This is a genomic window from Streptococcus lactarius, assembly GCF_016642265.1.
In the GTDB taxonomy this organism is placed as follows: Bacteria; Bacillota; Bacilli; order Lactobacillales; family Streptococcaceae; genus Streptococcus; species Streptococcus lactarius.
The window spans coordinates 12,416-37,793 of sequence record NZ_MRXX01000014.1 but is presented as its reverse complement, the minus strand read 5'-3'; the positions used below and the strand labels follow the sequence as shown (position 1 = coordinate 37,793).

General features: G+C 44.5%; 29 protein-coding genes. 2 read left to right on the top strand and 27 right to left on the bottom strand.

Features of this window, described 5'->3' with window-relative positions:
- Positions 1-14 precede the first annotated feature (14 nt).
- From rplF to tgt, 19 genes are all read right to left on the bottom strand, one after another.
- Complete coding sequence (gene rplF / locus BTU61_RS09010; protein ID WP_200773250.1) at positions 15-551, bottom strand: 50S ribosomal protein L6; 537 nt, start codon at positions 549-551, stop codon at positions 15-17.
- Between the two features lie 321 nt (positions 552-872).
- Positions 873-1,271 (bottom strand): 30S ribosomal protein S8, encoded by a 399-nt coding sequence (gene rpsH, locus BTU61_RS09005; protein ID WP_187539624.1) that lies wholly within the window; start codon positions 1,269-1,271, stop codon positions 873-875.
- Between the two features lie 180 nt (positions 1,272-1,451).
- Positions 1,452-1,637 (bottom strand): type Z 30S ribosomal protein S14, encoded by a 186-nt coding sequence (locus BTU61_RS09000; RefSeq protein ID WP_001085699.1) that lies wholly within the window; start codon positions 1,635-1,637, stop codon positions 1,452-1,454.
- Between the two features lie 17 nt (positions 1,638-1,654).
- A complete protein-coding gene (rplE, locus tag BTU61_RS08995) occupies positions 1,655-2,197 on the bottom strand; it encodes a 50S ribosomal protein L5 (RefSeq protein ID WP_003009606.1) in 543 nt (180 codons plus the stop codon).
- A 23-nt stretch (positions 2,198-2,220) separates the two neighbouring features.
- On the bottom strand, positions 2,221-2,526 hold the full coding sequence (gene rplX / locus BTU61_RS08990; protein ID WP_003002315.1) for a 50S ribosomal protein L24: 306 nt from the start codon (positions 2,524-2,526) through the stop codon (positions 2,221-2,223).
- Positions 2,527-2,600: 74 nt separating this feature from the next.
- Positions 2,601-2,969 carry a 50S ribosomal protein L14 gene (gene rplN, locus BTU61_RS08985; RefSeq protein WP_003002384.1) on the bottom strand — a complete coding sequence of 123 codons (369 nt, stop codon included), beginning with the start codon at positions 2,967-2,969 and terminating at the stop codon, positions 2,601-2,603.
- A 25-nt stretch (positions 2,970-2,994) separates the two neighbouring features.
- On the bottom strand, positions 2,995-3,255 hold the full coding sequence (gene rpsQ / locus BTU61_RS08980; RefSeq protein ID WP_000440801.1) for a 30S ribosomal protein S17: 261 nt from the start codon (positions 3,253-3,255) through the stop codon (positions 2,995-2,997).
- 23 nt (positions 3,256-3,278) lie between these two features.
- Positions 3,279-3,485 carry a 50S ribosomal protein L29 gene (gene rpmC / locus BTU61_RS08975; RefSeq protein ID WP_187539622.1) on the bottom strand — a complete coding sequence of 69 codons (207 nt, stop codon included), beginning with the start codon at positions 3,483-3,485 and terminating at the stop codon, positions 3,279-3,281.
- Between the two features lie 9 nt (positions 3,486-3,494).
- On the bottom strand, positions 3,495-3,908 hold the full coding sequence (gene rplP / locus BTU61_RS08970; RefSeq protein ID WP_000960947.1) for a 50S ribosomal protein L16: 414 nt from the start codon (positions 3,906-3,908) through the stop codon (positions 3,495-3,497).
- A gap of 3 nt (positions 3,909-3,911) precedes the next feature.
- Complete coding sequence (gene rpsC, locus BTU61_RS08965; protein ID WP_003002336.1) at positions 3,912-4,565, bottom strand: 30S ribosomal protein S3; 654 nt, start codon at positions 4,563-4,565, stop codon at positions 3,912-3,914.
- Positions 4,566-4,577: 12 nt separating this feature from the next.
- Entirely contained in the window at positions 4,578-4,922 is a 345-nt protein-coding gene (gene rplV, locus BTU61_RS08960) for a 50S ribosomal protein L22 (protein ID WP_187539620.1), read from the bottom strand.
- An 11-nt stretch (positions 4,923-4,933) separates the two neighbouring features.
- Positions 4,934-5,215 (bottom strand): 30S ribosomal protein S19, encoded by a 282-nt coding sequence (rpsS, locus tag BTU61_RS08955; protein ID WP_000533766.1) that lies wholly within the window; start codon positions 5,213-5,215, stop codon positions 4,934-4,936.
- 96 nt (positions 5,216-5,311) lie between these two features.
- A complete protein-coding gene (gene rplB / locus BTU61_RS08950; RefSeq protein ID WP_187539618.1) occupies positions 5,312-6,145 on the bottom strand; it encodes a 50S ribosomal protein L2 in 834 nt (277 codons plus the stop codon).
- 17 nt (positions 6,146-6,162) lie between these two features.
- Entirely contained in the window at positions 6,163-6,459 is a 297-nt protein-coding gene (locus BTU61_RS08945) for a 50S ribosomal protein L23 (protein WP_200773249.1), read from the bottom strand.
- Positions 6,459-7,082: a 50S ribosomal protein L4 gene (rplD, locus tag BTU61_RS08940; protein ID WP_003009591.1), complete on the bottom strand. Its 624-nt coding sequence runs from the start codon at positions 7,080-7,082 to the stop codon at positions 6,459-6,461. The genes BTU61_RS08945 and rplD overlap by 1 nt, the downstream gene beginning before the upstream one ends.
- 24 nt (positions 7,083-7,106) lie before the next feature.
- Entirely contained in the window at positions 7,107-7,733 is a 627-nt protein-coding gene (rplC, locus tag BTU61_RS08935) for a 50S ribosomal protein L3 (protein ID WP_200773248.1), read from the bottom strand.
- 81 nt (positions 7,734-7,814) lie between these two features.
- On the bottom strand, positions 7,815-8,123 hold the full coding sequence (gene rpsJ, locus BTU61_RS08930) for a 30S ribosomal protein S10 (protein WP_003009585.1): 309 nt from the start codon (positions 8,121-8,123) through the stop codon (positions 7,815-7,817).
- Between the two features lie 266 nt (positions 8,124-8,389).
- Positions 8,390-9,022, bottom strand: a complete 633-nt coding sequence (locus tag BTU61_RS08925; RefSeq protein ID WP_200773247.1) for a uridine kinase family protein — start codon at positions 9,020-9,022, stop codon at positions 8,390-8,392.
- A gap of 1 nt (position 9,023) precedes the next feature.
- Entirely contained in the window at positions 9,024-10,166 is a 1,143-nt protein-coding gene (gene tgt / locus BTU61_RS08920; RefSeq protein ID WP_200773246.1) for a tRNA guanosine(34) transglycosylase Tgt, read from the bottom strand.
- A 151-nt stretch (positions 10,167-10,317) separates the two neighbouring features.
- On the opposite strand from tgt, the gene BTU61_RS08915 reads away from it, so the two are divergent.
- A complete protein-coding gene (locus BTU61_RS08915) occupies positions 10,318-11,187 on the top strand; it encodes a DUF975 family protein (RefSeq protein ID WP_200773245.1) in 870 nt (289 codons plus the stop codon).
- A gap of 56 nt (positions 11,188-11,243) precedes the next feature.
- Here the strand turns inward: BTU61_RS08915 and BTU61_RS08910 are convergent, their stop codons facing one another.
- From BTU61_RS08910 to hisS, 7 genes are all read right to left on the bottom strand, one after another.
- A complete protein-coding gene (locus BTU61_RS08910; RefSeq protein ID WP_200773244.1) occupies positions 11,244-11,696 on the bottom strand; it encodes a CoA-binding protein in 453 nt (150 codons plus the stop codon).
- A 64-nt stretch (positions 11,697-11,760) separates the two neighbouring features.
- The gene (polA, locus tag BTU61_RS08905; protein WP_200773243.1) at positions 11,761-14,406 is read right to left on the bottom strand and encodes a DNA polymerase I; all 2,646 of its coding nucleotides are present in this window, start codon (positions 14,404-14,406) and stop codon (positions 11,761-11,763) included.
- Positions 14,407-14,663: 257 nt separating this feature from the next.
- Positions 14,664-16,127 carry an alpha-L-fucosidase gene (locus BTU61_RS08900; RefSeq protein ID WP_200773242.1) on the bottom strand — a complete coding sequence of 488 codons (1,464 nt, stop codon included), beginning with the start codon at positions 16,125-16,127 and terminating at the stop codon, positions 14,664-14,666.
- A 302-nt stretch (positions 16,128-16,429) separates the two neighbouring features.
- Entirely contained in the window at positions 16,430-17,059 is a 630-nt protein-coding gene (locus BTU61_RS08895) for an HAD-IA family hydrolase (RefSeq protein ID WP_200773241.1), read from the bottom strand.
- Entirely contained in the window at positions 17,056-18,333 is a 1,278-nt protein-coding gene (locus BTU61_RS08890) for an MATE family efflux transporter (RefSeq protein ID WP_200773240.1), read from the bottom strand. The genes BTU61_RS08895 and BTU61_RS08890 overlap by 4 nt, the downstream gene beginning before the upstream one ends.
- Positions 18,334-18,383: 50 nt before the next feature.
- Positions 18,384-19,868: a threonine synthase gene (gene thrC / locus BTU61_RS08885; RefSeq protein WP_200773239.1), complete on the bottom strand. Its 1,485-nt coding sequence runs from the start codon at positions 19,866-19,868 to the stop codon at positions 18,384-18,386.
- A gap of 419 nt (positions 19,869-20,287) precedes the next feature.
- Positions 20,288-21,571, bottom strand: coding sequence for a histidine--tRNA ligase (hisS, locus tag BTU61_RS08880; protein WP_200773238.1), 1,284 nt, complete (start codon positions 21,569-21,571; stop codon positions 20,288-20,290).
- 168 nt (positions 21,572-21,739) lie between these two features.
- Between hisS and BTU61_RS08875 the strand changes: the two genes are divergently transcribed.
- Entirely contained in the window at positions 21,740-22,081 is a 342-nt protein-coding gene (locus BTU61_RS08875; protein WP_187539588.1) for a metal-sulfur cluster assembly factor, read from the top strand.
- 87 nt (positions 22,082-22,168) lie between these two features.
- Here the strand turns inward: BTU61_RS08875 and carB are convergent, their stop codons facing one another.
- The gene (gene carB / locus BTU61_RS08870) at positions 22,169-25,348 is read right to left on the bottom strand and encodes a carbamoyl-phosphate synthase large subunit (protein WP_200773252.1); all 3,180 of its coding nucleotides are present in this window, start codon (positions 25,346-25,348) and stop codon (positions 22,169-22,171) included.
- Positions 25,349-25,378 lie beyond the last annotated feature (30 nt).

Sequence of the window (25,378 nt, the reverse complement as noted above, 5' to 3'; positions counted from 1 at the left end):
ACAACCATACAACATTATTTACCTGTTTTACCTTCTTTACGGCGAACGTATTCACCAACATAACGGATCCCTTTACCTTTATATGGTTCAGGTGAACGAAGGCTACGTACATAAGCAGCTGTTTGACCAACTACTTCTTTTGAAATTCCGTGAACAACGATTGTTGTTGGGTTTGGAAGTTCAAAAGTAATTCCGTCTGGAGCTTCAACTTCGTCTGGATGAGATTTACCAACAGCCAAGACAAGTTTAGATCCTTGAAGTTGTGCACGGTATCCAACCCCGCGCATTTCAAGTTCTTTCTTGAATCCTTCAGATACTCCGACAACCATGTTGTGCAAAAGAGCACGAGTTGTTCCATGGATTGTTTTCATTTCTTTTGTATCGTTTGGACGGTGAAGCGTTACTTCATTTCCTTCCACACGGATATCAATATCTTTTGAGAACGTACGAGTAAGTTCTCCTTTAGGTCCTTTTACAGTTACAACGTTATCTTTGTTAGTGATTTCAACACCAGCAGGCAACGGAATAACTTTATTACCAATACGTGACATGTTTTTATTCTCCTGTTAAATTGTCAGGCCGCAAGCGACCAGTTTTCACGGGGAACTAAGATACAGAGGGCGTTATAAAGTCAAAGTGAAAATAGAAAACTTGACGAAGAAACTGGAGTTTCTAGGAAAGTTTATCTTTTTCACACAGGCTTTAGCCCGTGTTCAATTAGTTCATTCATTAAATCAGATACTAAATTCGTTCATCAGCTGAACTGAACACGCTCTAAGAACTGTGCAAAATAGATAAGTTGGCTTATTTGTAAACAAACGGCTCCAACTTCCTAATTTTGCTTTGTTCTTTACGAGCTTTGTATCTTGATTTTACCAAACGTAAGCGATAACTTCTCCACCAACGTTCTTTTGGCGTGCTTCTTTATCAGTAAGCAAACCTTCAGAAGTTGAAAGGATGGCAATTCCAAGTCCGTTAAGAACTTTTGGAAGGTCTTCACGTTTTTTGTAAACACGCAAACCTGGTTTTGATACACGTTTCAAGTTTGTGATAACTTTTTCACCATTTTGTCCGTATTTCAAGAATACACGGATGATGCCTTGTTTGTCATCTTCAATTACTTCAACGTTTTTTACAAAACCTTCGCGTTTAAGGATTTCAGCAATCCCTTTTTTGATGTTTGATGCAGGTACTTCAAGTACTTCATGTTTTGCTTGGTTCGCATTACGAATACGAGTCAAGAAGTCTGCGATTGGGTCAGTCATAACCATTATTTTGTTCTCCTCTTACTAGTAGTTTGCAAGTTGCACTTGCTAGTTAATGATTGAGCTGGGCTCAGAATATGTTTCTAGGTTTCAATTCCTAAGTGAGTCTAGGTATCTGCTTGCAGGCATAACTTGAGTTAGGCAAAAGCAGATAACGACGAATCACGATGGAATTGAAAACTAGAATTACCAAGATGCTTTTGTTACACCAGGGATTTGACCTTTGTATGCCAATTCACGGAAGCAAACACGGCAAAGTTTAAACTTGCGGTAAACTGAGTGTGGACGTCCACAACGTTCACAGCGAGTGTATGCTTGAGTAGAGAACTTCGCTGGGCGTTTGTTCTTAGCAATCATAGATTTTTTAGCCATTAGATTTACCTCCTATATTATTTTGCAAAAGGCATTCCAAGGCCTGTAAGCAATGCACGTGACTCTTCGTCAGTGTTAGCAGTTGTTACGATAACGATGTCCAAACCACGAGTTTTGTCAACGTCATCAAAGTTGATTTCTGGGAAGATCAATTGTTCTTTCACACCAAGTGTGTAGTTTCCGCGTCCATCAAATGATTTTGTTGGAACACCATGGAAGTCACGTACACGTGGAAGTGAAACTGTTACCAATTTATCCAAGAATTCGTACATACGTTCACCACGAAGGGTAACTTTTGCACCGATCGCAACACCTTCACGAAGACGGAAGCCGGCGATTGATTTTTTAGCCTTAGTGATCAATGGTTTTTGACCTGAGATCAAAGCAAGCTCTTCAGCAGCTTTTTCAAGGTTTTTAGCATTTGATACTGCATCACCAACACCCATGTTCAAAACGATTTTATCAACTTTTGGCACAGCCATAACTGATGAATAGTTGAACTGTTCAGTCAATGATGGTACTACTTCATTAAGGTATTTTTCTTTTAAACGATTAGCCATTATACTTCTCCTTTCCTTCGTGATTAGTCAAGCACTTCGCCTGATTTTTTGTTGTAGCGAACTTTTTTGCCGTCTACAAACTTGTAGCCAACACGTCCAGCAACACCGTTTTTGTCCAAAACTTGAACGTTAGAAGCATGAATTGGAGCTTCTTTTTCAACAATTGCACCTTGAGGGTTTTCGTTATTTGGACGTTGGTGTTTCTTGATGATGTTTACACCTTCTACAACAACTTTGTTTACTTTCGGAAGAGCAGTAAGAACAACAGCTTCTACGCCTTTGTCTTTACCAGCGATAACGCGAACTTTGTCGCCTTTTTTTACAAACATTTCTTTCTCCTTTTATTCTTACGCCCAATGGGCACCCTGGCTTAGCCAGGGGACTGTGTTTGTTTTCTTATTGATTAAAGTACTTCTGGAGCAAGTGATACGATCTTCATGAAACCACCGTCACGCAATTCACGTGCAACTGGGCCAAAGATACGTGTTCCGCGAGGAGTTTTATCGTCACGGATGATCACTGCTGCATTTTCGTCGAATTTGATGTATGAACCATCTTTACGACGAGCACCTGATTTAGTACGAACGATAACAGCTTTTACAACGTCACCTTTCTTAACCGCACCACCAGGAGTAGCTTGTTTTACAGATGCAACGATTACATCTCCGATGCTCGCGAATTTACGTTTTGAACCACCAAGAACTTTAATGGTCAAGATTTCGCGTGCGCCACTGTTGTCAGCGACTTTCAAACGAGTTTCTGTTTGAATCATTTACGTTTTCTCCTTTCAGGTATGATTAGATGATGACCGCTTCTTCAACAACTTCTACAAGACGGAAGCGTTTTGTAGCTGAAAGCGGACGAGTTTCCATGATACGAACGATATCGCCTTCTTTGGCAACATTGTTTTCATCATGAGCTTTGTATTTTTTAGAATAGTTGATACGTTTACCATAGACTGGGTGGTTCCGTTTCGTTTCAACTACAACTGTGATTGTTTTGTCCATTTTGTCAGACACAACGCGCCCAACAAGAACTTTACGATTATTGCGTTCCATTGAAATTCTCCTTCCCTAGTCTATTATTTAGCTTCTGATTGAACAGTTTTGATACGAGCGATTTGTTTTTTCACTTCTTTCAAACGTGCAGTTTGTTCCAATTGACCAGCAGCCGCTTGGAAACGAAGTTCAAACAATTCTTTCTTCAATTCATTTTCACGCTTCGCGAGTTCTTCTTGAGAAAGACCACGAAGTTCTTTAACAAATTCTTTTACTTCTGTAAGTTTCATGACCTCTCCTTATTCTGCTTCACGTTTCACAAATTTAGTTTTAACTGGCAATTTGTGGCTTGCAAGACGAAGTGCTTCACGTGCGATCTCTTCAGATACACCAGCAATTTCGAACATCACTTTACCACGTTTAACTGGTGCTACCCAACCTTCAGGTGCCCCTTTACCAGATCCCATACGTACCCCGATAGCTTTAGCGGTGTATGATTTGTGTGGGAAGATTTTAATCCAAACTTTACCACCACGTTTCATGTAACGAGTCATGGCGATACGAGCAGCTTCGATTTGACGGTTTGTGATCCAGTGGCTAGTTGTAGCTTGAAGACCGTATTCACCGAATGCTACTTCTTTTCCACCTTTTGCTTCACCGCGCATTTTACCACGGAATTCGCGACGGTGTTTAACACGTTTAGGTACTAACATTGGTTATTTACCTCCTTTAGCGTCTTTACGAGCTGGAAGAACTTCACCACGGTAGATCCATACTTTAACACCAAGTTTACCGTAAGTAGTGTCTGCTTCTTCCCAAGCGTAATCGATATCAGCGCGAAGTGTGTGAAGTGGAACAGTTCCTTCAGAGTATCCTTCTGCACGGGCAATATCAGCACCGTTCAAACGACCAGATACTTGAGTCTTGATTCCTTTAGCTCCAGCACGCATAGCACGTTGGATCGCTTGTTTTTGTGCACGACGGAAAGCAACACGTTGCTCCAATTGACGAGCAATTCCTTCACCAACAAGGTGAGCATCCAAGTCAGGACGTTTGATCTCGATGATGTTGATGTGGACTTGTTTACCTGTCAATTTGTTAAGAGCTGCACGAAGTGCATCAACGTTTGCTCCACCTTTACCAATCACCATACCTGGTTTAGCAGTGTGAAGAGAAACGTTTACTTTGTTTACTGCGCGTTCGATTTCAATTGTTGAAACAGCTGCGTCAGCCAATTCTTTTTGAATGAATTTACGGATTGCAAGATCTTCATGAAGGTAATCCGCGTATTCTTTTTCAGCATACCATTTGGCATCCCAATCACGGATGATACCAACACGCATACCAATTGGATGTACTTTTTGACCCACGAGTTTACCTCCTTATTTTTCTGCAACAGCTACTGTGATGTGAGCTGTACGTTTGTTGATTGGTGAAGCTGAACCTTTCGCACGTGGACGGAAACGTTTCATTGTTGGTCCTTCATTTGCGAATGCTTCAGATACTACCAAGTTAGCTTTTTCCAAACCAAAGTTGTTTTCAGCGTTAGCTACTGCTGAGTTCAACACTTTCAAGATGATTTCAGCTGCTTTGTTTGGAGTGAATGTCAAGATTGCTACTGCATCGGCTACGCTTTTACCACGGATGTTGTCAAGAACAAGACGTGATTTACGAGGTGAAACACGCACTGTACGAGCCATTGCTTTAGCTGAAGTAATTTCTGCCATTTATGTTCTCCTTATTTTCTACGTGTCTTCTTGTCATCTGCAGCGTGACCTTTGTAAGTACGAGTTGGTGCAAATTCACCAAGTTTGTGACCTACCATGTCTTCTTGGATGTAAACTGGTACATGTTTACGTCCATCATAAACTGCGATAGTGTATCCGATGAAACTTGGGAAAATCGTTGAACGACGTGACCAAGTTTTAATTACTTTTTTCTTTTCGTCGTTTGCTTGAGCTTCAACTTTTTTCATCAAATGCTCATCGACGAAAGGTCCTTTTTTAAGACTACGTCCCATTTTGTAGTTTTCTCCTTTAAAATGTAGTACCACAACGGCTTGCGCTGCTAGGCAGCGCTACCGAGCTGGCGGAATGAGTAAGCTAAGTCGTTAAGCTTATTTTTGGTTGCGACGACGAACGATAAGTTTGTCAGATTTTGCTTTCTTGTTACGAGTTTTAAGACCAAGCGCAGGTTTACCCCAAGGAGTAGATGGCGCTTTACGTCCAACTGGTGCTTTACCTTCACCACCACCGTGTGGGTGATCATTCGGGTTCATTACAGAACCGCGAACTGTAGGGCGAACACCTTTCCAGCGGTTACGTCCAGCTTTACCAAGGTTTACAAGTCCATGTTGTTCGTTTCCGACAACACCAACTGTAGCACGGCAAGTTCCAAGAATCATACGAACTTCGCCTGATTGAAGACGAACAAGTACATATTTACCTTCAGAACCCAATACTTGAGCAGAAGCTCCAGCAGCACGTACCAATTCTCCACCTTTACCAGGTTTCAATTCGATGTTGTGGATCAAAGTACCAACTGGGATGTTAGCAAGTGGAAGAGCGTTTCCGACTTTGATATCTGCTTCTGGTCCTGATACGATGCGTTGACCTACTTCAAGACCTTTAGGGGCGATGATGTAAGCCTTTACACCGTCAGTGTAGTGTACAAGCGCGATGTTAGCTGAGCGGTTTGGATCGTATTCGATCGTTTTAACGACTGCTTCAACTGCATCTTTGTTACGTTTGAAATCGATCAAACGGTAATGACGTTTGTGTCCACCACCTTGGTGACGAACAGTGATACGTCCGTTGTTGTTACGACCTGCTTTGTTGTTAAGAGAAACAAGCAATGTTTTCTCAGGTGTGTTTGTTGTGATTTCAGCGAAATCCAAAGAAGTCATATTACGGCGACCGTTTGATGTTGGTTTATAAACACGAATTCCCACGATATTTCCTCCTTAGATTATTCAGCTTCAGTAGCGAACAACTCGATTGCTTTTGAATCAGTTGCAAGCGTGATGATAGCTTTTTTAGTTTTTGAAGTAAAACCAGTGTAACGTCCAACGCGTTTTGCTTTAGGTTTTACGTTTACAGTGTTCACATTCGCAACTTTTACACCTTCAAAGGCAGCTTCAACAGCTTGTTTGATCAAAAGTTTGTGAGCGCGAGTGTCAACTTCGAATACATATTTGCCTGCTTCAAGTTGAGCCATTGACTTTTCAGTGATAACAGGTTTTTTGATAACATCATACAAATTCATTATGCAAGAACCTCCTCGATTTTAGAGATAGCTGCTTGAGTAACAAGAAGTTTGTCACTATTTGCGATGTCAAGAACACTTGCAGTTGTAGCAGTCGCAACTTTCACATTTGGAAGGTTACGAGCTGAAAGAGCTGCGAATTCGTTTCCTTCTTCAAGAATAACAAGGACTTTAGAATCGATGCTCAAAGCTGCAAGAACTTTTGCAAATTCAGCAGTTTTTGGAGCTGTAAATTCAAGAGAATCAACGGCTACAAATTTGTTTTCAGCAACTTTTTCTGAGTAAACAGATTTAAGTGCAAGGCGACGAACTTTTTGAGGAAGTTTGTACGCATAGCTACGTGGAGTTGGTCCGAAGACAATTCCACCACCACGCCATTGTGGAGAGCGGATAGAACCTTGACGCGCACGTCCAGTTCCTTTTTGACGCCATGGTTTGCGTCCACCACCTGAAACAGCTGAACGGTTTTTAACTGCGTGAGTTCCTTGACGAAGACTAGCACGTTGGCTGATGATTACATCAAATACAACTGCTTGGTTTGGTTCAATACCAAAGATCGCATCGTTCAAAACAACTTCGCCAGCTTGTTTACCAGTTTGGTCGAATAATGTTACATTTGCCATTTTGACTGTATTCCCCTTTCCTTATTATTTACCAGCTTTAACTGCTGACTTGATCGTGATAAGAGATTTCTTAGCACCTGGTACGTTACCTTTGATAAGGATAACGTTCTTTTCTGGAACAACTTGTACAACTTCAAGGTTTTGAATCGTTACACGATCGCCACCCATGCGTCCTGCGAGGTTTTTACCTTTGAATACGCGGTTAGGTGCAACAGGTCCCATAGAACCTGGACGACGGTGGTAACGAGAACCGTGAGCCATAGGTCCACGTGATTGTCCGTGGCGTTTGATAACACCTTGGAATCCTTTACCTTTAGAAGTACCAGTTACGTCAACAACATCTCCAGCTTCGAAAGTGTCAACTGTGATTTCAGCACCAACTTCCAAGCCTTCAACGTTTTTGAATTCACGAATGAAGCGCTTAGGAGCCGTGTTAGCTTTTGCTACATGTCCTTTAGCAGGTTTGTTGCTCAACACTTCACGTTTGTCGTCAAAACCAACTTGGATAGCGTTGTAACCATCTGTTTCAACAGTTTTAATTTGAAGAACAACGTTTGGAGTTGCTTCGATAACTGTTACAGGGATCAATTCGCCAGCTTCAGTGAAGATTTGAGTCATTCCCACTTTTTTCCCTAAGATTCCTTTTGTCATGAGAAAATAGTTCCTTTTCTATAGTTTTTTATTCAAAAAGTTTTTAACGAGCGTTTTTTATGCTCTGGATCAAGCTTTAGATTAAAGTTTGATTTCTACGTTTACACCACTTGGGAGATCCAATTTCATCAAAGCATCAACTGTTTTTTGAGTTGGGTTGATGATGTCGATCAAACGCTTGTGTGTACGCATTTCGAATTGTTCGCGAGAATCTTTGTATTTGTGAGTCGCACGAATGATTGTGTAGAGGCTACGTTCAGTTGGAAGTGGGATTGGACCCGCAACTTGTGCACCTGTACGAGTAGCTGATTCTACGATTTTTGCAGCCGCTGTGTCGAGTGTACGGTGTTCGTATGCCTTCAAACGGATGCGGATTTTTTTGTTTGCCATCTTTTTCTCCTTTTCGTCTATTTAAGATAATAGGCTAGCTCCACAAGAAAACCGACGCGGTGTTGCGTGGCAATGCAGCCGAGCGTGTCGCAACCTCTTGCATCAAAGCTAATAGCTGTTTTTTCACAGCACCATAGTAGTTTAACACAAATGAAGCCTCAATGCAAGGGATTTAGGAAGATTTTTTCTCTTTTTTTGGTGAAAGTGTTTTCGAAAGAAATAGAATGCTAAAAATGTTGCCATTATATAGAAAAAAGTTCTACTTTTTAGCAGAACTTTCTATTTTTTTCAATTTGAAATTGGTTATGAGAGGTATTGATAAGAATCGTCGCTTGGCTTTCGGTTGGTTTATAGTACTCGCGATACTGACTTCTTCTAATTTGGTGTGTCCGATAAATAAAATCAGAATCCCGATGTCGACAGGTAACATCTCTATCCAATCGTCTCTTCAATTCCGTCTCGTCATCTGTATAGAAACAAATGGTTTGATCAAACAAAGACTTAGGGAGAAAGGCTACCGACATCCCCTCTACAATAAGGATTGGCTTTACACCAGATAATCTCACACTAGGATACCATGGCTTATCAATCGTTCGGATATCCATTCCCGCTTGAAGGGCTTGAATATCTCGTTCTAAACTAGCCAATTCGTGAGCACTTGACAGACAAGCCGTTACTTTTTGATTCGGATGATCTTTAGGAACTACGAGGTCTCTAGAAGAGCCAATGATATAAGGATCTGTCTCCAAAAGGTTTACTATCGCGAGATCCAATCGTTCACAGAGCGCTTTGGTAAAGGTTGTTTTTCCTGATCCACCATGACCGTAGATCCCAAGCGTTCGTAATTCTCCTGATTGAATCTTTTTTACCAAGGAGTCTACTAATCTTTCGCGATCCATCTTAGAAATTCCGTCCTGACTTGTTATAGCCATATTTTTCGATAAAATGCTCACGGAACTCCAAGAGGTTGTCGTCCATAATGGCTTGACGGACCTGTTTCATGAGGTTAATCAAGAAATAGAGGTTGTGGTAGCTGGTCAAGCGAATCCCAAAGGTCTCATCTGCCTTGAGGAGGTGGCGAAGATAAGCTCGGGTGTAATTCTTACAAGTGTAGCAATCACATTCAGGATCCAGCGGTGTAAAGTCTTCTGCAAATTGCGCATTTTTCACCACCAAGCGTCCTTGACTGGTCATGCAGGTCCCATTTCGAGCAATCCGCGTTGGCAAGACACAGTCAAACATATCCACTCCACGGATGACGCCATCGATCAGACTGTCCGGAGCTCCCACTCCCATGAGGTAGCGAGGCTTGTTCTCTGGCAAGAGCGGAGTTGTGAAATCAAGCACCGCATTCATCTCTTCATGGCTTTCTCCAACAGCTAACCCACCGATGGAGTAGCCAGGGAAATCCATACTGACCAGATCACGCGCAGACTGACGGCGCAAGTCTTCGAATCCAGCTCCTTGGACAATCCCGAAGAGGCCTTGATCATGAGGACGACGGTGAGCCTTCAGGCCACGTTCTGCCCAACGACTGGTCCGTTCGATCGATTTTTTTACATAATCATAGGGTTGATAGAACTGGGGACATTCGTCAAAAGACATCATGATGTCACTGCCTAGATTGTTTTGGATGGAGATGGCTTTTTCGGGAGAGAGGAACATCTTCGAGCCGTTGAGGTGGTTTTTAAAGGTCACTCCTTCTTCGGTGATATTGCGGCTATCCGCTAATGAATAGACCTGGAAGCCTCCACTATCTGTCAAAATCGGCTGATCCCAGTTCATGAACTGGTGCAGACCACCCGCTTTTGCGACTAAGTCATCCCCTGGACGAAGCCAAAGATGGTAGGTGTTGGCCAAGATAATTCCGGAACCCATCTCCTTGAGCTCTTCTGGCGATTGGGTTTTAACGGTTGCCTGAGTCCCTACGGGCATAAACATCGGGGTTGGGAAAGTCCCGTGGGGGGTAATGATTTCTCCTAACCTCGCTCCTGTATGCTTTTCTTTTTTGATTAATCGATATTGAATCGGTGAATCTGTCATGGTTACCTCCGTACTGGGAAAAACAGTCCCAGCCTTCTTATTCCTGTCACAGGATCTCCTGTGAGCACCTGTACGATTGTACCAAATTTTACCGGCTCTGTCACGGACTTGTGTTATAATAAAAAGTACTACTATGAAGAGAGTGTGATCTATGAACCTAAAACTAATTCGCCTTCGGGCCCGCACCATGCAAGTCCAGCAACCGGGCTTAGCGATTCTTTTTGCTCTGCCAGTTCTCTTGACCATTCTTGCCAACTTTTTCTTGAACGGGCAAGATCTGATCGATCTGCTACCGGATATGACCTTGCAGCAAGCCATCATCTACATGATCCAGCTACAACTCTTTCCTACTGTTGCCTCCTTTATTATTTCTATTCTTGTAGTGGGGGCAACCTTTAGCTATCTGGATACCATCAATCCCAAGATTGAACACCGGACACGGGTCCTTGATATCTTTAAACAAGATCGCTTCACACCGGTTTTTCTGACTTTGCTTCTTAAGCAAGTGATCCTCTTTGTATGGGGGATTCTTCTCTATGCAGGTGGCCTCGTTAGTACATATGCGAGCATTCGGTTTTTAGCAATCTATGATAAGGTTAGTGATCCAAGCAGTCTAAGTACGACGAGCCCTCAATTTCAAGCGATGATGCAACAAATCCCCTTAATGACAATCGGTATTGCCCTTGGGCTTCTGGGCCTCCTCTTTTACCTGCCACAATACTACAGTCTTAGCCTGGTCGAATTGATCCTCTACGAACAATTACGAGACGGCGACTACAAGGGAGCCTTTGGAGTCCTTCGTCAAAGTCGTGAAACCATGAAAGGCTTCCGCAGCAATCGCTTGGTGCTCGATCTCACTTTGATCGGCTGGCACTTCCTGAATTACTTCACGCGTGATGTCATCGGTTTTTACACCATGCCATACTTTATCAACTGCCAAATTGCATTTTACGATCAAATCAAACAGATCAAACAAGGGCCACGCCATTTTACAGGCCATCCAAGCCATGAAACTGAATGAGAGCAAGAAGAAAACCCCACAAGCTGGGGTTTTCTTCTATGTCAATTGTTTATCATTTATAAACCGTATAGGGAGTCTCCTAAGATCAGTCGGGTGTGTTCCCGTTTGATACAGCGGTTCATGACGATATCTTCGCGACCGGCTCCACGAAGGATTTCTTCTGCTTCTTGATTTTCCAGCTCCAATTGTGCCCAAAAAATCTTCGCGTCTGTCTCGATGAAGTCACGCGCTACATCTGGTAAAAATTCACTGCGACGGTATACATCAACGATATCTACTGGGAAAGGAATTTCCTGCAAGCTAGCATACACCGTTTCTCCTAGAATCTGACCTCCAGCTGCACGGGGGTTGACAGGAATAATCCGATAGCCCCGCTCTTGCATCTCCTTGCTGACACGATGGCTGGTCGTATCCTCACGGTCTGATAGTCCGACTACAGCAATGGTCTTGCTCGTTTCTAGGTAATGTTTGATGATCCCATCACTAGGATTGCGAAATGAATAAGCCATATGAATCTCCTTTTTTGTGTTAACGATTTATAGGGCACTAAATGTGCTTTAACGACTTTCTATCTTATTTGGCTTCATACCATGTTTTGCCTGCATTCTCATCGGCTTCCAGTGGTACCGCAAGCTCAATAGCGGATTCCATGGTCTCTTTGACGAGTTCCTTGATTGCTGCCAGTTCATCACTTGGCACTTGCAGAACGATTTCATCGTGCACCTGAAGAAGCATCTTGGTCTTGTATGTGCCTGCTTCTAGCGCTTGGTCCAAATGGATCATAGCAATTTTCAAGATGTCTGCTGCCGATCCTTGGATCGGTGAGTTGATTGCTGTCCGCTCCGCAAAACCTCGAACATTGAAGTTGCGAGAGTTGATATCTGGAATTTCTCGGCGACGCTTGAAGAGGGTTTCTACATAGCCTTTGTCACGCGCTTCCCGTACCACTCTCTCCATATAGTCCTTGATGCCAGGGTAGCGTTCGAAGTAAGTTTCAATATAGGCTTTGGCTTCTTTTCGACTGATCCCTAGGTTGTTAGACAGTCCAAAGTCGGAAATTCCATAAACCACACCGAAATTTACTGCTTTAGCATTGCGGCGGTCATTCGGCGTCACATCTTCTGGTTTTTCAATATTGAAGACCCGCATAGCGGTCGATGTATGGATATCTGCCCCATGTTTAAAAGCATCAATCAAATGCTCATCTCCTGAAATATGGGCCAAGACGCGCAATTCGATCTGTGAATAATCCGAACTGAGCAAGACACTATTTTCCTCTTCTGGGACAAAGGCCTTACGAATGAGACGACCTTGTTCCAAACGGACAGGGATGTTTTGTAGATTAGGATCCACGCTGGACAAACGGCCGGTCTGCGTCAAATCCTGTACATAGCGGGTATGGATTTTTCCATCTTCCAAAATCCAATCCTGGAGACCAATGACATAGGTCGACTGAATTTTTGCAATTTGGCGGTATTCAAGAATCTTAGACACAATCGGTGCAATTGGAGCCAGGCGCTCCAAGACATCAACGGCTGTGGAATAGCCGGTTTTGGTCTTCTTAGTATATTCAAGAGGGAGTTCCAATTTTTCAAAGAGGATGACACCCAATTGTTTTGGAGAATTGATATTGAACTCTTCCCCTGCCAACTCGTAGATTTCTTGAGTCAGGCGCTCCAAGACTGCTTCGTTTTCCACCTGCATGTCTTGTAGGGTCTGGCGTTCCACCTTGATCCCTGCAATTTCCATCTTGGCCAAAACAGCTGCTAGTGGTTGCTCCATATCATAGAGCAGATCTAGTTGGTCGTGAGCTTGCAACTGCTCCGTCATAGGCTCTTCAGTGTCTAGTAAAACAGCGACTTTTCGTGCCAAATGCTCTAATAGGACTGCCTTTTCTGGAATGGCTTTTTTGGCTCCCTTGCCATAAATGACTTCGTCCAGCGGCAGCGCAATCTGACTATAGAGACTCGCAATGGTTGAAATTTCATTGTCCTCTACGGTCGACAAGAGATACTTGGCCAATCGACTATCAAAAGCCGGCTTTTGCAAGGTAATATCCAAGTGGCTGAGCAGGACCTTGGCCCGTTTGAAGTCATAGACCTTGAGGGGCGTTTTTTCGAGAAATTCTTTGAAAATCGGTGTTTGTAAAAGATCAGTATCTGTACTCGCGTAGAGCTGACCTTTGGTCCCCCATGCGAAACCGATGATGGGTTCTGTATGGTAATTGTCCCCAAACATCTCAAAATGGAAGAAACTATCTTCTGTGAGCATATCGGGAGTAACCTGCTCTACTTCTGTATAGTCAATGGCTACAGGAGCTACTTCTTCCCCACTGAGATCCAAGGCTTGGCGAAGTTGCTTGAAGCCCATCTCCTCATAAAACTTGGCTAGATTTTCTAGATGAGGACCCGTATAGGTGATGTCATCCAGACCAATCTCAATGGGCGCATTGGTATCGATGGTCGCAAGGGTCTTGGACAGGTAGGCCTGCTCCTTGTCGTTGATGAGGTTTTCCTTCATCTTAGAAGCCTTCATCTCGTCAATATGCTGGTAGAGCCCGTCGAGAGAACCGTACTCTAGGAGTAGTTTGATCCCTGTCTTTTCTCCGATCTTGGTGACACCCGGGATATTATCCGACTTATCTCCCATCAAGGCCTTGAGGTCGATGAATTGCTCGGGTGTCAGCCCCATCTTTTCTTTGAGATAGGCTGGGGTAAAGGCTTCAAACTCTGCCACTCCTTTTTTGGAAATCTCAACCACCGTATTGTCATCTGTCAGCTGGATCAAGTCCTTATCTCCAGAAACGATGGTGACATCAAATGGGACCGCAGAGGTTTCTGCCATCTTATCCAGTGTTCCAATAATATCATCCGCTTCATACTGAGCTAGTTCATAATGGCGAATTCCCAGATGGTCTAATTGCTCCCGAATGAAAGGGAACTGCTCACGAAATTCATCCGGTGTCTTTGCCCGCCCCCCTTTGTAGTCGGCGTACATCTCCGTCCGAAAGGTCGTTTTTCCTGCGTCAAAGGCAACGAGGACATGGGTTGGTTGGATGCGCTCCAAGAGATGGCTCAACATGAGGTTAAAGCCGTAGACCGCATTGGTATGCAGACCATTGGCATTTTTGAAACGATCAATTTGATGATAGAGTGCGAAAAAGGCACGAAAAGCGACGGAAGAGCCGTCGATGAGTAGTAATGTATTCTTTTTTTCCATAGGCCTATTATACCACGAATCACAAGGTCCCTGGTACATAAAAACTCTACCCTTTCGGGTAGAGCCTTCTTTAGGAGTTTCTTATGAAATATGAAAAGACCTGTTTATTCGCCGTAACAAGATCCTTGTTGTGGCAATTTCTTAAAGCGTTTTGGATAATTGACTGAGATTTTCATTTTCTGTACCTCATTTCTTATTTGATGAATAGAGTATACAAGAAAAACCTAAACGATTCCTTATAGAAAACTTCAAGAAAACTAAAAACTGAGACGCAAAACACGCGGTTGTTTTTTGCTGCAAGCTGGTAACTGAAGGTGGAGCCCTGTCTCATCTTGACTCCAAGAAAGGAGCTGGCTTTCTCCAAGGAGCTCTACCTGCCGAATGCGCGCATGGAGAATGCGAGGTTGTTTCAGATCATAGGCGAGAGAAGGCAAGGTCAACTCTTCTGTCCGTCCACTTGGTTCTAGCTGGATAGCATAAAGCAGGCCTTCACGCGTAGTATAGCGGAAATCTTGGTTGGTATAGAGTGGCGCTTGCCCATCTGAGAAGGAACCTTCCTGGGCCTCGGTCGGTCCGTCCGATGACACCCGCCAAGGCCGGCTCTGATAAATGGCTTCTCCGTTTACCGCCAGCCAATCCCCGATCTCTGTAAGGATGTCTTGATCTTGCTCAGGGATGGTGCCATCTGCCTTGGGTCCAATATTGAGCAGAAGATTGCCATTTTTTGAGACCACATCAACCAGATTTTGTAGCAATTCCTTACTGGTCTTATATTTTAAGTTCTTGGTATAACACCAAGCATTACGCGCAATCGCGGTATCCATTTGCCATGGAAAAGCTTGGGTGTCACCGTAGCTGCCACGCTCCATCTCGACGATTCCTGAACCAAAAGGTAGGGCATCCTGTTTGTAACAAACGGCCACCTTGCGATCCTCTTGTGCTGCTAGATTGTAATAATAAGCCAAAAAGCGCATTAAGTAGGGACGGAAACTCTCATGCTGGATCCACCAGTCAAAATAAAGAAGCTCTGGCTGGTAGTCCCGCACCAGTTCGCAAGTCCGCAAGAGCCAGTCTTCCAAGAATTCTTTACTTGGATAGGGCTTGGAGGTGAGATCAAAATGATCTTTGGGCTCTGGCTCCGCTGGCCAATAAAGGCTGTCTCTTGGGACTTCTTGAGGAATGTCACTGGCAAACTCCTTGCCATGCGAAAAGAAAAACTGGTGCTCTGCCCGGTGAGAGGAGACACAGAAGTGGAGGCCACGTTTTTCTGCTTCCGCCCGTAGCTCTCCTAGGACATCTCGTCTTGGCCCCATTTCCAAGCTATTATAAGGCGAGAGACTCGAAGCATACATTTGAAAACCATCATGGTGCTCCGCTACTGGAAAAAGATACTGAGCCCCCGCCTTTTGAAAGAGATCGAGCCAAGATGCAGGGTCAAATCGATCCGCTGTAAAAAGAGGAATGAGATCCTTGTATCCAAAGCTAGCCTGATCTCCAAAGCGCTCTCGATGATAGTCATAGCAAGGGTGACCTTGAATGTACATGTTTCGTGAATACCACTCTGACCAAAAGGCCGGCACACTATAAACACCCCAGTGAATAAAGATCCCAAACTTGGCATCCCGATACCAGTTTGGACAAGTATGGCGACTAAGCGAACCCCAAGTTGCTTCAAATGGTCCTGACTGGATGACACGCTCAATCTCTTCCAGACTAATCATTGTCTTTTCCTCATTTCTTGTTGCTACCTCTATTGTAACCCGAAACCCTCATTTGTAAAGGAAAATGAGGTTTTTTTAGATCAAGATGCATTTTTTATCTTCTTGCAAGAAAAAGAGCTTGCACTATTCTTTCGCACAAAAAAAAGCCGCCTGATTGGGCGACTTTTAGGGAGATTATTATGAAAAAGAAAAGTTTTAGGATTTTTCTAAACAAAGTTAGGAGGTCTTTGTTTATGATTCTATTATAGCGGACATTTCTTAAAGAAAGCTTACGACTTTATTTCAAAATGAAAACAAACTCTTTACAGATTCTTTTCAAGGCTTAAAATAGTTGGAATATCTAGTAAGGTGTTCATCTGGTGATTGCCTTCATAGTCAGACGGCAAGAAATTGATACTCTGAATCTGGCTATTTCTTGCAAAATCAATATCCAGACTCCGATCCCCAATATAGTAGGTATTTTCTGGCTCCAACCCGTACTTCTTCATCAGATACCTGGCTGCTTCTGGTTTAGGCTTGCGTGCAAAACCACTTTGACTGGTCAAAATCTCTTTAAAAAAAGATTCCAAACCCAAGTCCCGTAGAATGACCAAGGCATTCTCTCCCTTATGGGTATAAACAAACTGCTGGATCCCCGCATCCTTCGCCCAGGACAGGACATCACGCGCCCCCTCCATCAGGACAACCTGGGCATTTTTCTCTGCTAGACTTTCTGCCCGGCGATGATTTAAGTCGGTCACATCCAGTTGATACTCCTCTGCCACAGCTACTAAAAGATCCTGAACCGAATGCTTCAAGATATAGTCTTTAATACTCGCTCGGTCAAACGGAAGCTGATAAAATGCATGAGTCTCCTCAAGACCTGCTAAAATAGCATCATAGGAATCCAGCAAGGTCCCATCCAAATCCCAAATAAAAGCTCGTTTTGTCATGTTCTCTCTCCTACTTTTCGTCGATAAAGCTGACTCAAAAATAGCCAGCGAAAGGCATTATCTAGTAGCGTTCCCGTCCAAACTCCTGGAAGTCCGAATCCAAGGGTTACTCCAAGCAGATAACCCGCTCCAATTCGAATGACCCACATGCCAATGGTCGTTGCATAAAATGGCAATTTCCCATTTCCCAAGCCTTGCCAAACAGCTGTATAGATGACCGTTCCTGCTGTAAAGGGTGTTCCTAACAAAGAAAAGAGGACAACCGAAAGGCTAGCTTCTACCGCTTTCGTATCTTGCGTGTAGAGCTGGGTCAAAAGAGTGCCACCAAAAAAGATTCCCAAGGCAATGGGCAACATCAACACGAAGGACAGCCAGTAAGACTGCTTTCGAAGGTGGTCAATCTGCTCCAGATCCCCTTCACCGAGGCTCCGCGCTACGAGCATGACCGTCGCTGTGGCCACTCCAAATACAGGCATGTAGTTAAACTGGGTCAAGATCTCTCCGATGGCATTGCCCGCGACTGCTTCCGTCCCAAAAGCGACGACGATCGCGATAATCACCACATCTCCAGCCCGCATCATCAAGCGCTCTCCGGCAGCTGGAAGCGCTAAGTCTAAGAGCTTGCGATCCAATCCCCACCGAAGAGGAGCAAAGGGTAGCCGGACTTTTTGCCACAAGAGAAAGACACCGATCAAGCGGGCTAGCACAGTCCCCAAAGCTGCTCCGACAATGCCCCAACCAAAGAGGAAAATAGCCACAGAAGAGAACAGAGCATTTAAAACATTGGTCAACAAGCTGACATACATGGGAATACGTGGATTGTTGGCTACCCGAACCAGCGAGCCCAGGGTCGTCATCAATCCTAAGAGAACAATGGTCCCGCCGACCAAGGAAAGGTAAATCCCCCCACTGTCAGCGACTGCTGCTTCGGTCCCCAAGAGCGAAATCATCTGACGACCAAAGAGGAGCGACACTCCCCCTAAGAGAGCACTCACCAACAAGGTCACTTTCAATGACTCTGTTGCATGGTAGGCAATCGCTTCTTGATTTTTTTCGCCCAGGCTTTTAGACATGACACTGGCAACTGCTGCACCCAGTGCCAAAAAGATGGCTTGATAGATGGTAATGATATTCCCTGCGACGGACACACCCGAGATAGCAATCAAGCCCAGGTGAGCCACTAAATAAGAGTCCACCATGCCCATCAGCATTTGTAAGAAATTTTCACCCATGGCAGGAAGGGCGATGTTTACGATTTTTTTGTATGAATGCATGCGTATAGAAAAGAGCCAAACGGCTCTTTTGATCTTTCTAATAAGGAGAATTACAGTCCCAAGTAGTCTTCGACAGCTGCTTGCATATCTTGGGCTGCAACGCTGGTGCGATGTCGAACCGGTGCAGTTTCCAGACCGTCTACGGCCGGTGGTACAGGAACACCTGAGAGTGTGTGTAATTTAGCCAAGGCTTCAAAATCGCCTAAACCTGTCTCGCCCGTCACCGCTTCTACTGCTACAACTGGGAATTTATAAGGACTTGCTGTAGAGGCAATAACTGTTTTAGCAGTATCCCCTGTTTGGGTCCGGTATTTTTGATAAACAGCTGATGCTACGGCTGTATGAGGGTCTTCGATGTAATCAGACGCTTCATAAACCCGCTTGATTTCTGCTGCTGTTTCGGCTTCATCTGCGTAGGCCGCCGCAAACAAATCTAAGATGTCTGCATCAAAATCGGACAATTGGTACTGACCTGTTGCAACGAGGCTTTCCATCAACTCTTTGGTCTTTGTGGCATCATTGCCAACCAAGTGGAAAATCAAGCGTTCCAAGTTTGAAGACACTAAAATATCCATCGATGGACTAGTGGTCACCTTGAACTCACGTTTCTTATCATAGACATGTGTTTTGAAGAAGTCTGTCAAGACATTGTTCTCGTTTGATGCACAGATCAATTTCCCAACTGGAAGACCGATTTGTTTGGCATAGAAAGCCGCTAAGATATTTCCAAAGTTTCCTGTTGGCACAGTGAAGTTGACTTTTTCTCCCGCTGTGATTTGGCCTGTCTTGACCAATTGCGCGTAGGCGTATACGTAATAGACAACCTGAGGCACCAAACGGCCAATGTTCATGGAGTTAGCTGATGAAAATTGCATCTTGTTGGCTGCTAATTTTTCACGAAGGGCCACATCGTTGAACATGTGTTTGACGTTGGTCTGAGCATCGTCAAAGTTTCCATCGATGGCGATCACATAAGTATTGTCCCCCGTTTGAGTGGTCATTTGCAATTCTTGCACCTTGCTGACACCGTCTTTTGGATAAAAGACGATGATCTCTGTTCCTGGAACATCGGCAAAACCGGCCATAGCAGCTTTTCCTGTATCACCAGAAGTCGCTGTCAAGATGACAATCTTGTTTTCCAGACCGTGCTTTTTAGCTGCTGTTGTCATGAAGTAAGGCAAGATGGACAAGGCCATATCCTTAAAGGCAATGGTGGAGCCGTGGAAGAGTTCTAAGTTGTATTGACCATCGAGTTTGACAAGCGGAGCAATGGCTGGGGTATCAAACTTGCTGTCATAAGCATGAGAAATGCAGTAGTCCAACTCTTCTGCCGTAAAGTCGTCCAAGAAGGCTGACAAAATGAGTTTTGCTACTTCCTGATAGGAAGCATCTTTGAGGGTATCAAAGTCCAACTCTACTTGTGGATAGGCAATAGGGGTAAACAAGCCACCATCTGTCGCTAATCCTTGAAGGATAGCTTGACTAGCTGTTACAGTATTTTTTTCATCTCGTGTTGATTGGTAAACTAATGTCATGAGGGATTCATTCCTTTACTAGTAGTCTTCTCATTATATCATAAATGTCAGAAAATTTAACGGCTTTTCCCTAAATTACGTGTGAGATACAAAAGGAAGAGGCTGGGACAAAAGTCCTAGCCTCTCAATTGTCTTTGGATTGTCGAGCAAGACGCAGTGGTTGAGTGCTCAAAGCACTGCTTTGAGGTGGCGGATAGAACTTGCGAAGCAAGTATCCTAAGTCTTTGTTCGCTTTTTAAGCTTCAAAGATGCCCTATGTTGACGGAAACTATGTTTCCTTTATCTGCAACCTTCAACAGTCTCCCAGACTGTTGAAGCTGTGCGGAGGTGGGACGACGAAATCGAATTCTAACGAATGACCGATTTCTGTCCCACTCTCTCCCATACGAATCTATTTTACAAGCGTCTGAAAGACTGGATTAGGCCAAACCCAACTCTGCTAAAACAGCTTGGAAATCTTTCTTCAAACTGTCAAGGGCTACGGTCACTTCTTGACGAGTTTGGTTGTTTTTCACGGTGACTTGACCACTTTCAACCTCGCTACTTCCTAGAGTAATCAAAGCTTTGGCCGCAAAGACATCTGCAGACTTAAATTGGGCCTTGAGCTTACGTCCAAGATAGTCGCGTTCGGCCTTGAAACCTTGAAGGCGGAGAGCTTGTACCAAACTAAGCGCTGCTTCATTGGCCTCATCTCCTAGGACGGCGATATAGGCGTCTAAGCCAGTCTCGATTGGTAAGGCTACACCTTTCTTTTCAAGAACGAGAAGAATCCGTTCCACACCGATTCCAAATCCAAAACCAGCTGTCGCAGGGCCACCGAAGTACTCTACCAAGCCATCATAGCGACCACCCGCACAGACTGTCAATTCATTGCCTTCAATCTCTGTAATGAACTCAAAAATCGTGTGGTTGTAGTAATCCAAACCACGCACCATGTTGGTATCGATGACGTAGGCTACCCCCAAGTCCTCCAACATCCGACGAACTGCAGCAAAATGCGCTTGGCTTTCTTCGTCTAGATAGTCTAGGATGGAAGGAGCTTGCTCAACCGCCACCTTGTCTTCTTTTTCTTTTGAATCCAAGACACGAAGCGGATTTTCTTCTAAGCGACGTTGGCTGTCCTTAGACAATTGATCCTTCATTGGCAAGAGGTAGTCAATCAAGGCTTGACGATAGGCTTTGCGACTGGCTGGGCTTCCCAAGGTGTTCAAGTGCAAGGTCACATTGTCAATCCCTAATTCTTTCAGGAATTGCGCTGCCATAGCAATGGTTTCGACATCCGTTGCTGGATTGCTCGATCCAAAGCATTCTACTCCAATTTGGTGGAATTGACGCAGGCGGCCTGCTTGAGGACGTTCGTAGCGGAACATTGGGCCCATGTAATAAAATTTACTTGGTTTTTGCACTTCAGGCGCAAAGAGTTTATTTTCTACATACGAGCGGACAACAGGGGCCGTTCCTTCTGGACGAAGCGTGATATGTCGATCTCCCTTGTCATAGAAGTCATACATTTCTTTGGTCACGATATCCGTTGTACCCCCTACTGAACGGCTGATGACTTCATAATGTTCGAAGATGGGCGTGCGGATTTCTTCATAATTGTAGCGGGCAAAGACCTTGCGGGCAAAGCCTTCTACATATTGCCATTTGACTGATTCTCCAGGAAGAATATCCTGGGTTCCCTTTGGTTTTTGTAATTTCATGTCTTCTTCCTTTGTCTTACTTTTCCCTCTATTTTACCATAAATCGAAAGAGAAATGGAGGCTGGACTGTCTTAGCTATCGTCTCTGCCTATAAATTCTCTTGCTCTTCTTGCCTTATGGCCTGAATTATGAGAAAATGGAAACCAGTAATATTGAAAGGAACTTACCATGAGAGAGGATATCAAAATCAATGACCGCGCCCTGGCACTGGAGAAGTCACTCATTGAAAAATTGGAGCTGGTGTTTGATACAGATGTTGAATTAGATGTCTATAACCTAGGACTGATCTACGAGATCCATCTAGATGAAGCCGGCACTTGCAAGGTGGTCATGACCTTTACCGATACGGCTTGTAGTTGTGCCGAGAGCCTTCCGATCGAAATTGTTTCGCGCCTCAAGGAAATCGATGGAATCGAAGAAGTCAAAGTCGAAGTGACCTGGTCGCCCGCCTGGAAAATCACGCGCATCAGCCGATATGGCCGCATCGCACTCGGACTCCCACCACGATAAGAACTCTGTCTTTGCCTGCATCAAAAAAACGAGGAAGCTCGACGCTACTTGCGAGTTCTTTCCTCGTTTTTTATTTGTTTCAACTATTTAGATCGCTTCTGTTGTAAAGCTACGGCTTTCAAGCACACGCACCATGGCATCGGCTGTATCAAGCGCTGTGAAGAGTGGAATCCCTGCTTCAATCGCTGAACTACGGATAGTTGCGCCATCTTCGTCGTGGGTCCGTTTGTTCCCGACGGTATTGATAATGGCTTGCGCCTTGCCTGTACGAACGAGGGCTGGAATGTCGTTGTCGTCATTTTCACCCAACTTGTGCACAAGTGTTGCCTGAACACCATGTTCATTCAAGAACTTGGCTGTTCCTTCCGTCGCATAAATGCCATAACCGATGGCCTCAAAGCGCCGAGCCAAACCAAGCGCTTCATCCTTGGTGTCATCATCAATGGTAAAGATAACATTTCCAAAGGTTGGCAAATGAAGGTAAGAAGCTTCAAAGGCTTTGTAGAGGGCTTTTTCAAGCGTAGCATCTGTCCCCATTACTTCACCAGTTGATTTCATTTCAGGTCCAAGGAGGCTATCGACCTTGGCCAATTTTGTGAAGGAGAAGACTGGCGCCTTGACATGCACGTGTTTGCTTTCGGGATAAAGGCCATCTTTGTAACCTTGCTCTGCCAACGATTTTCCAAGAATCAAGTTTGTAGCCACCTGAGCCATAGGAATATCCGTTACCTTAGACAAGAATGGCACGGTACGGCTGGCACGTGGGTTCACCTCAATCACATAAACCGTTTCGCCCTTGATCACGAACTGAATATTCATCATACCAATACAGTTCAGACCGATGGCCAAGCGTTTGGTATAATCAGCGATCGTTTCTTGAATTTTCTTAGAAAGGGTTTGTGGTGGGTAAACCGCCATTGAGTCCCCTGAGTGAACCCCTGCACGTTCGATGTGTTCCATGATACCAGGAATCAAGACATCCTTACCATCAGAAATGGCATCTACTTCGCACTCACGTCCAATGATATAACTATCTACAAGGACTGGGTGATCAGGACTTGCCTTAACGGCTGTACGCATGTAAGAGCGAAGGTCGTCTTCATTTTCCACAATTTCCATGGCCCGTCCACCTAAAACGTATGACGGACGAACAAGGACTGGGAAGCCAATCTTACGAGCTGCTTCAACCGCTTCTTCTTCATTTGTCGCCGTTTGACCTGGTGGTTGTGGGATGTTGAGATCTTTCAGGGCTTGTTCAAAGAGGTCACGGTCTTCGGCACGGTCCAAATCAGCAACCTGAGTACCCAAGATTTTCACCCCTGCTTTAGACAATGGCTCCGCCAAGTTGATGGCAGTTTGACCACCAAACTGCACCACGACACCCTTAGGTTGTTCCAATTCGATGACGTTCATTACGTCTTCAAAGGTCAATGGTTCAAAGTAGAGTTTATCTGAAACGGAGAAGTCCGTTGAAACCGTTTCAGGGTTTGAGTTCATGATGATCGCTTCGTAACCTGCAGCTTGGATCGCTTTGACAGAGTGAACGGTCGCATAGTCAAACTCAACCCCTTGTCCGATACGGATCGGACCTGAACCAAGAACGATAACCGATTCTTTATCAGACTTGATGGATTCATTTTCCCACTCATAGGTTGAGTAGAAATAGGGTGTGGAAGATTCAAACTCGGCTGCACAAGTATCGACCATCTTGTAAACAGGAAGGATATGATTTTTCAACCGAGTGGCACGGACTTGGTCGGCTGTTTGGGTCCAAAGTTCCGCAATCTTACGGTCAGAGAAACCATTGCGTTTGGCTTCTTTCAAAACAGCGACGTCTCCTACGTGAGTAGCCAATTCTTGTTCCAATTCAAAGATATGGAGCAACTTGTCAAGGAAGAAGAGATCAATCTTGGTCAACTCTGCCAATTCTTCGATTGTATAGCCACGACGGATAGCTTCCGAAAGGTAGAAGAGACGGTCGTCTTGCGCTTTGACAATTTTTTCCACCAAAGCATCATCTGTCACTTCAGCTAGCTCAGGCATTTCATTGTGGTGAACACCGATTTCAAGCGAACGACAAGCTTTCAGAAGAGACTCTTCAATGTTCCGACCAATGGCCATCACTTCACCAGTCGCTTTCATCTGAGTACCAAGACGACGTTCCCCATGTTCAAACTTATCAAATGGGAAACGCGGAATCTTAGCAACCACGTAGTCAAGAGCTGGTTCGAACATGGCATAGGTTGTACCAGTGACGGGGTTAATCATCTCGTCCAGTGTCAAACCGACAGCGATTTTAGCAGCCAATTTGGCAATTGGGTAACCTGTTGCTTTTGAGGCCAAGGCTGATGAACGAGACACACGCGGATTGACTTCAATTACATAGTAGTTAAAGCTATTAGGGTCCAGCGCCAACTGTACGTTACAACCACCCTCAATCTTAAGGGCACGGATAATCTTCAAGCTGGCATCACGCAACATTTGGTTTTCAATATCTGACAAGGTTTGCGTTGGGGCAAAGACGATCGAGTCCCCTGTGTGGATCCCAACTGGGTCGAAGTTTTCCATGTTACAAACGACAAGAGCGTTGTCAGCCGCATCACGCATCACTTCGTATTCGATCTCTTTGAAACCAGCGATCGAGCGTTCAATCAAACATTGGGTTACGGGTGATAATTTCAAACCATTTTCAGCGATCTCACGAAGTTCTTCTTCATTGGCACACATACCACCACCAGTACCACCAAGAGTGAAGGCAGGACGGACAATGACTGGATACCCGATTTTTGAAGCAAAAGCCACTGCTTCGTCCACCGTATTCACGATTTCAGATTCTGGAATCGGCTGATGCAAGTCTTCCATCAATTGCTTAAAGAGGTCACGGTCTTCGGCTTGGTCAATGGCAGACAATTTTGTCCCCAACAATTCAACGCCAAGCTGTTCAAGAATCCCTGCTTTAGACAGTTCCATGGCCATGTTGAGACCCGTTTGACCACCCAAGGTTGGCAAGAGAGCATCTGGGCGTTCCTTACGAAGAATACGCGTCACAAACTCAAGCGTAATTGGTTCAATGTAAACCTTGTCTGCGATTTCCTTATCAGTCATGATGGTCGCAGGGTTGGAGTTGACAAGAACCACACTGTAGCCCTCCTCTTTCAAGGCCAAGCAGGCTTGCGTACCCGCATAATCAAACTCAGCAGCCTGACCAATAATAATCGGACCAGACCCAATCACCATAATTTTTTTAATATCAGAACGTTTAGGCATATTTAAGATACAAAGGACGACCAGAAAGCG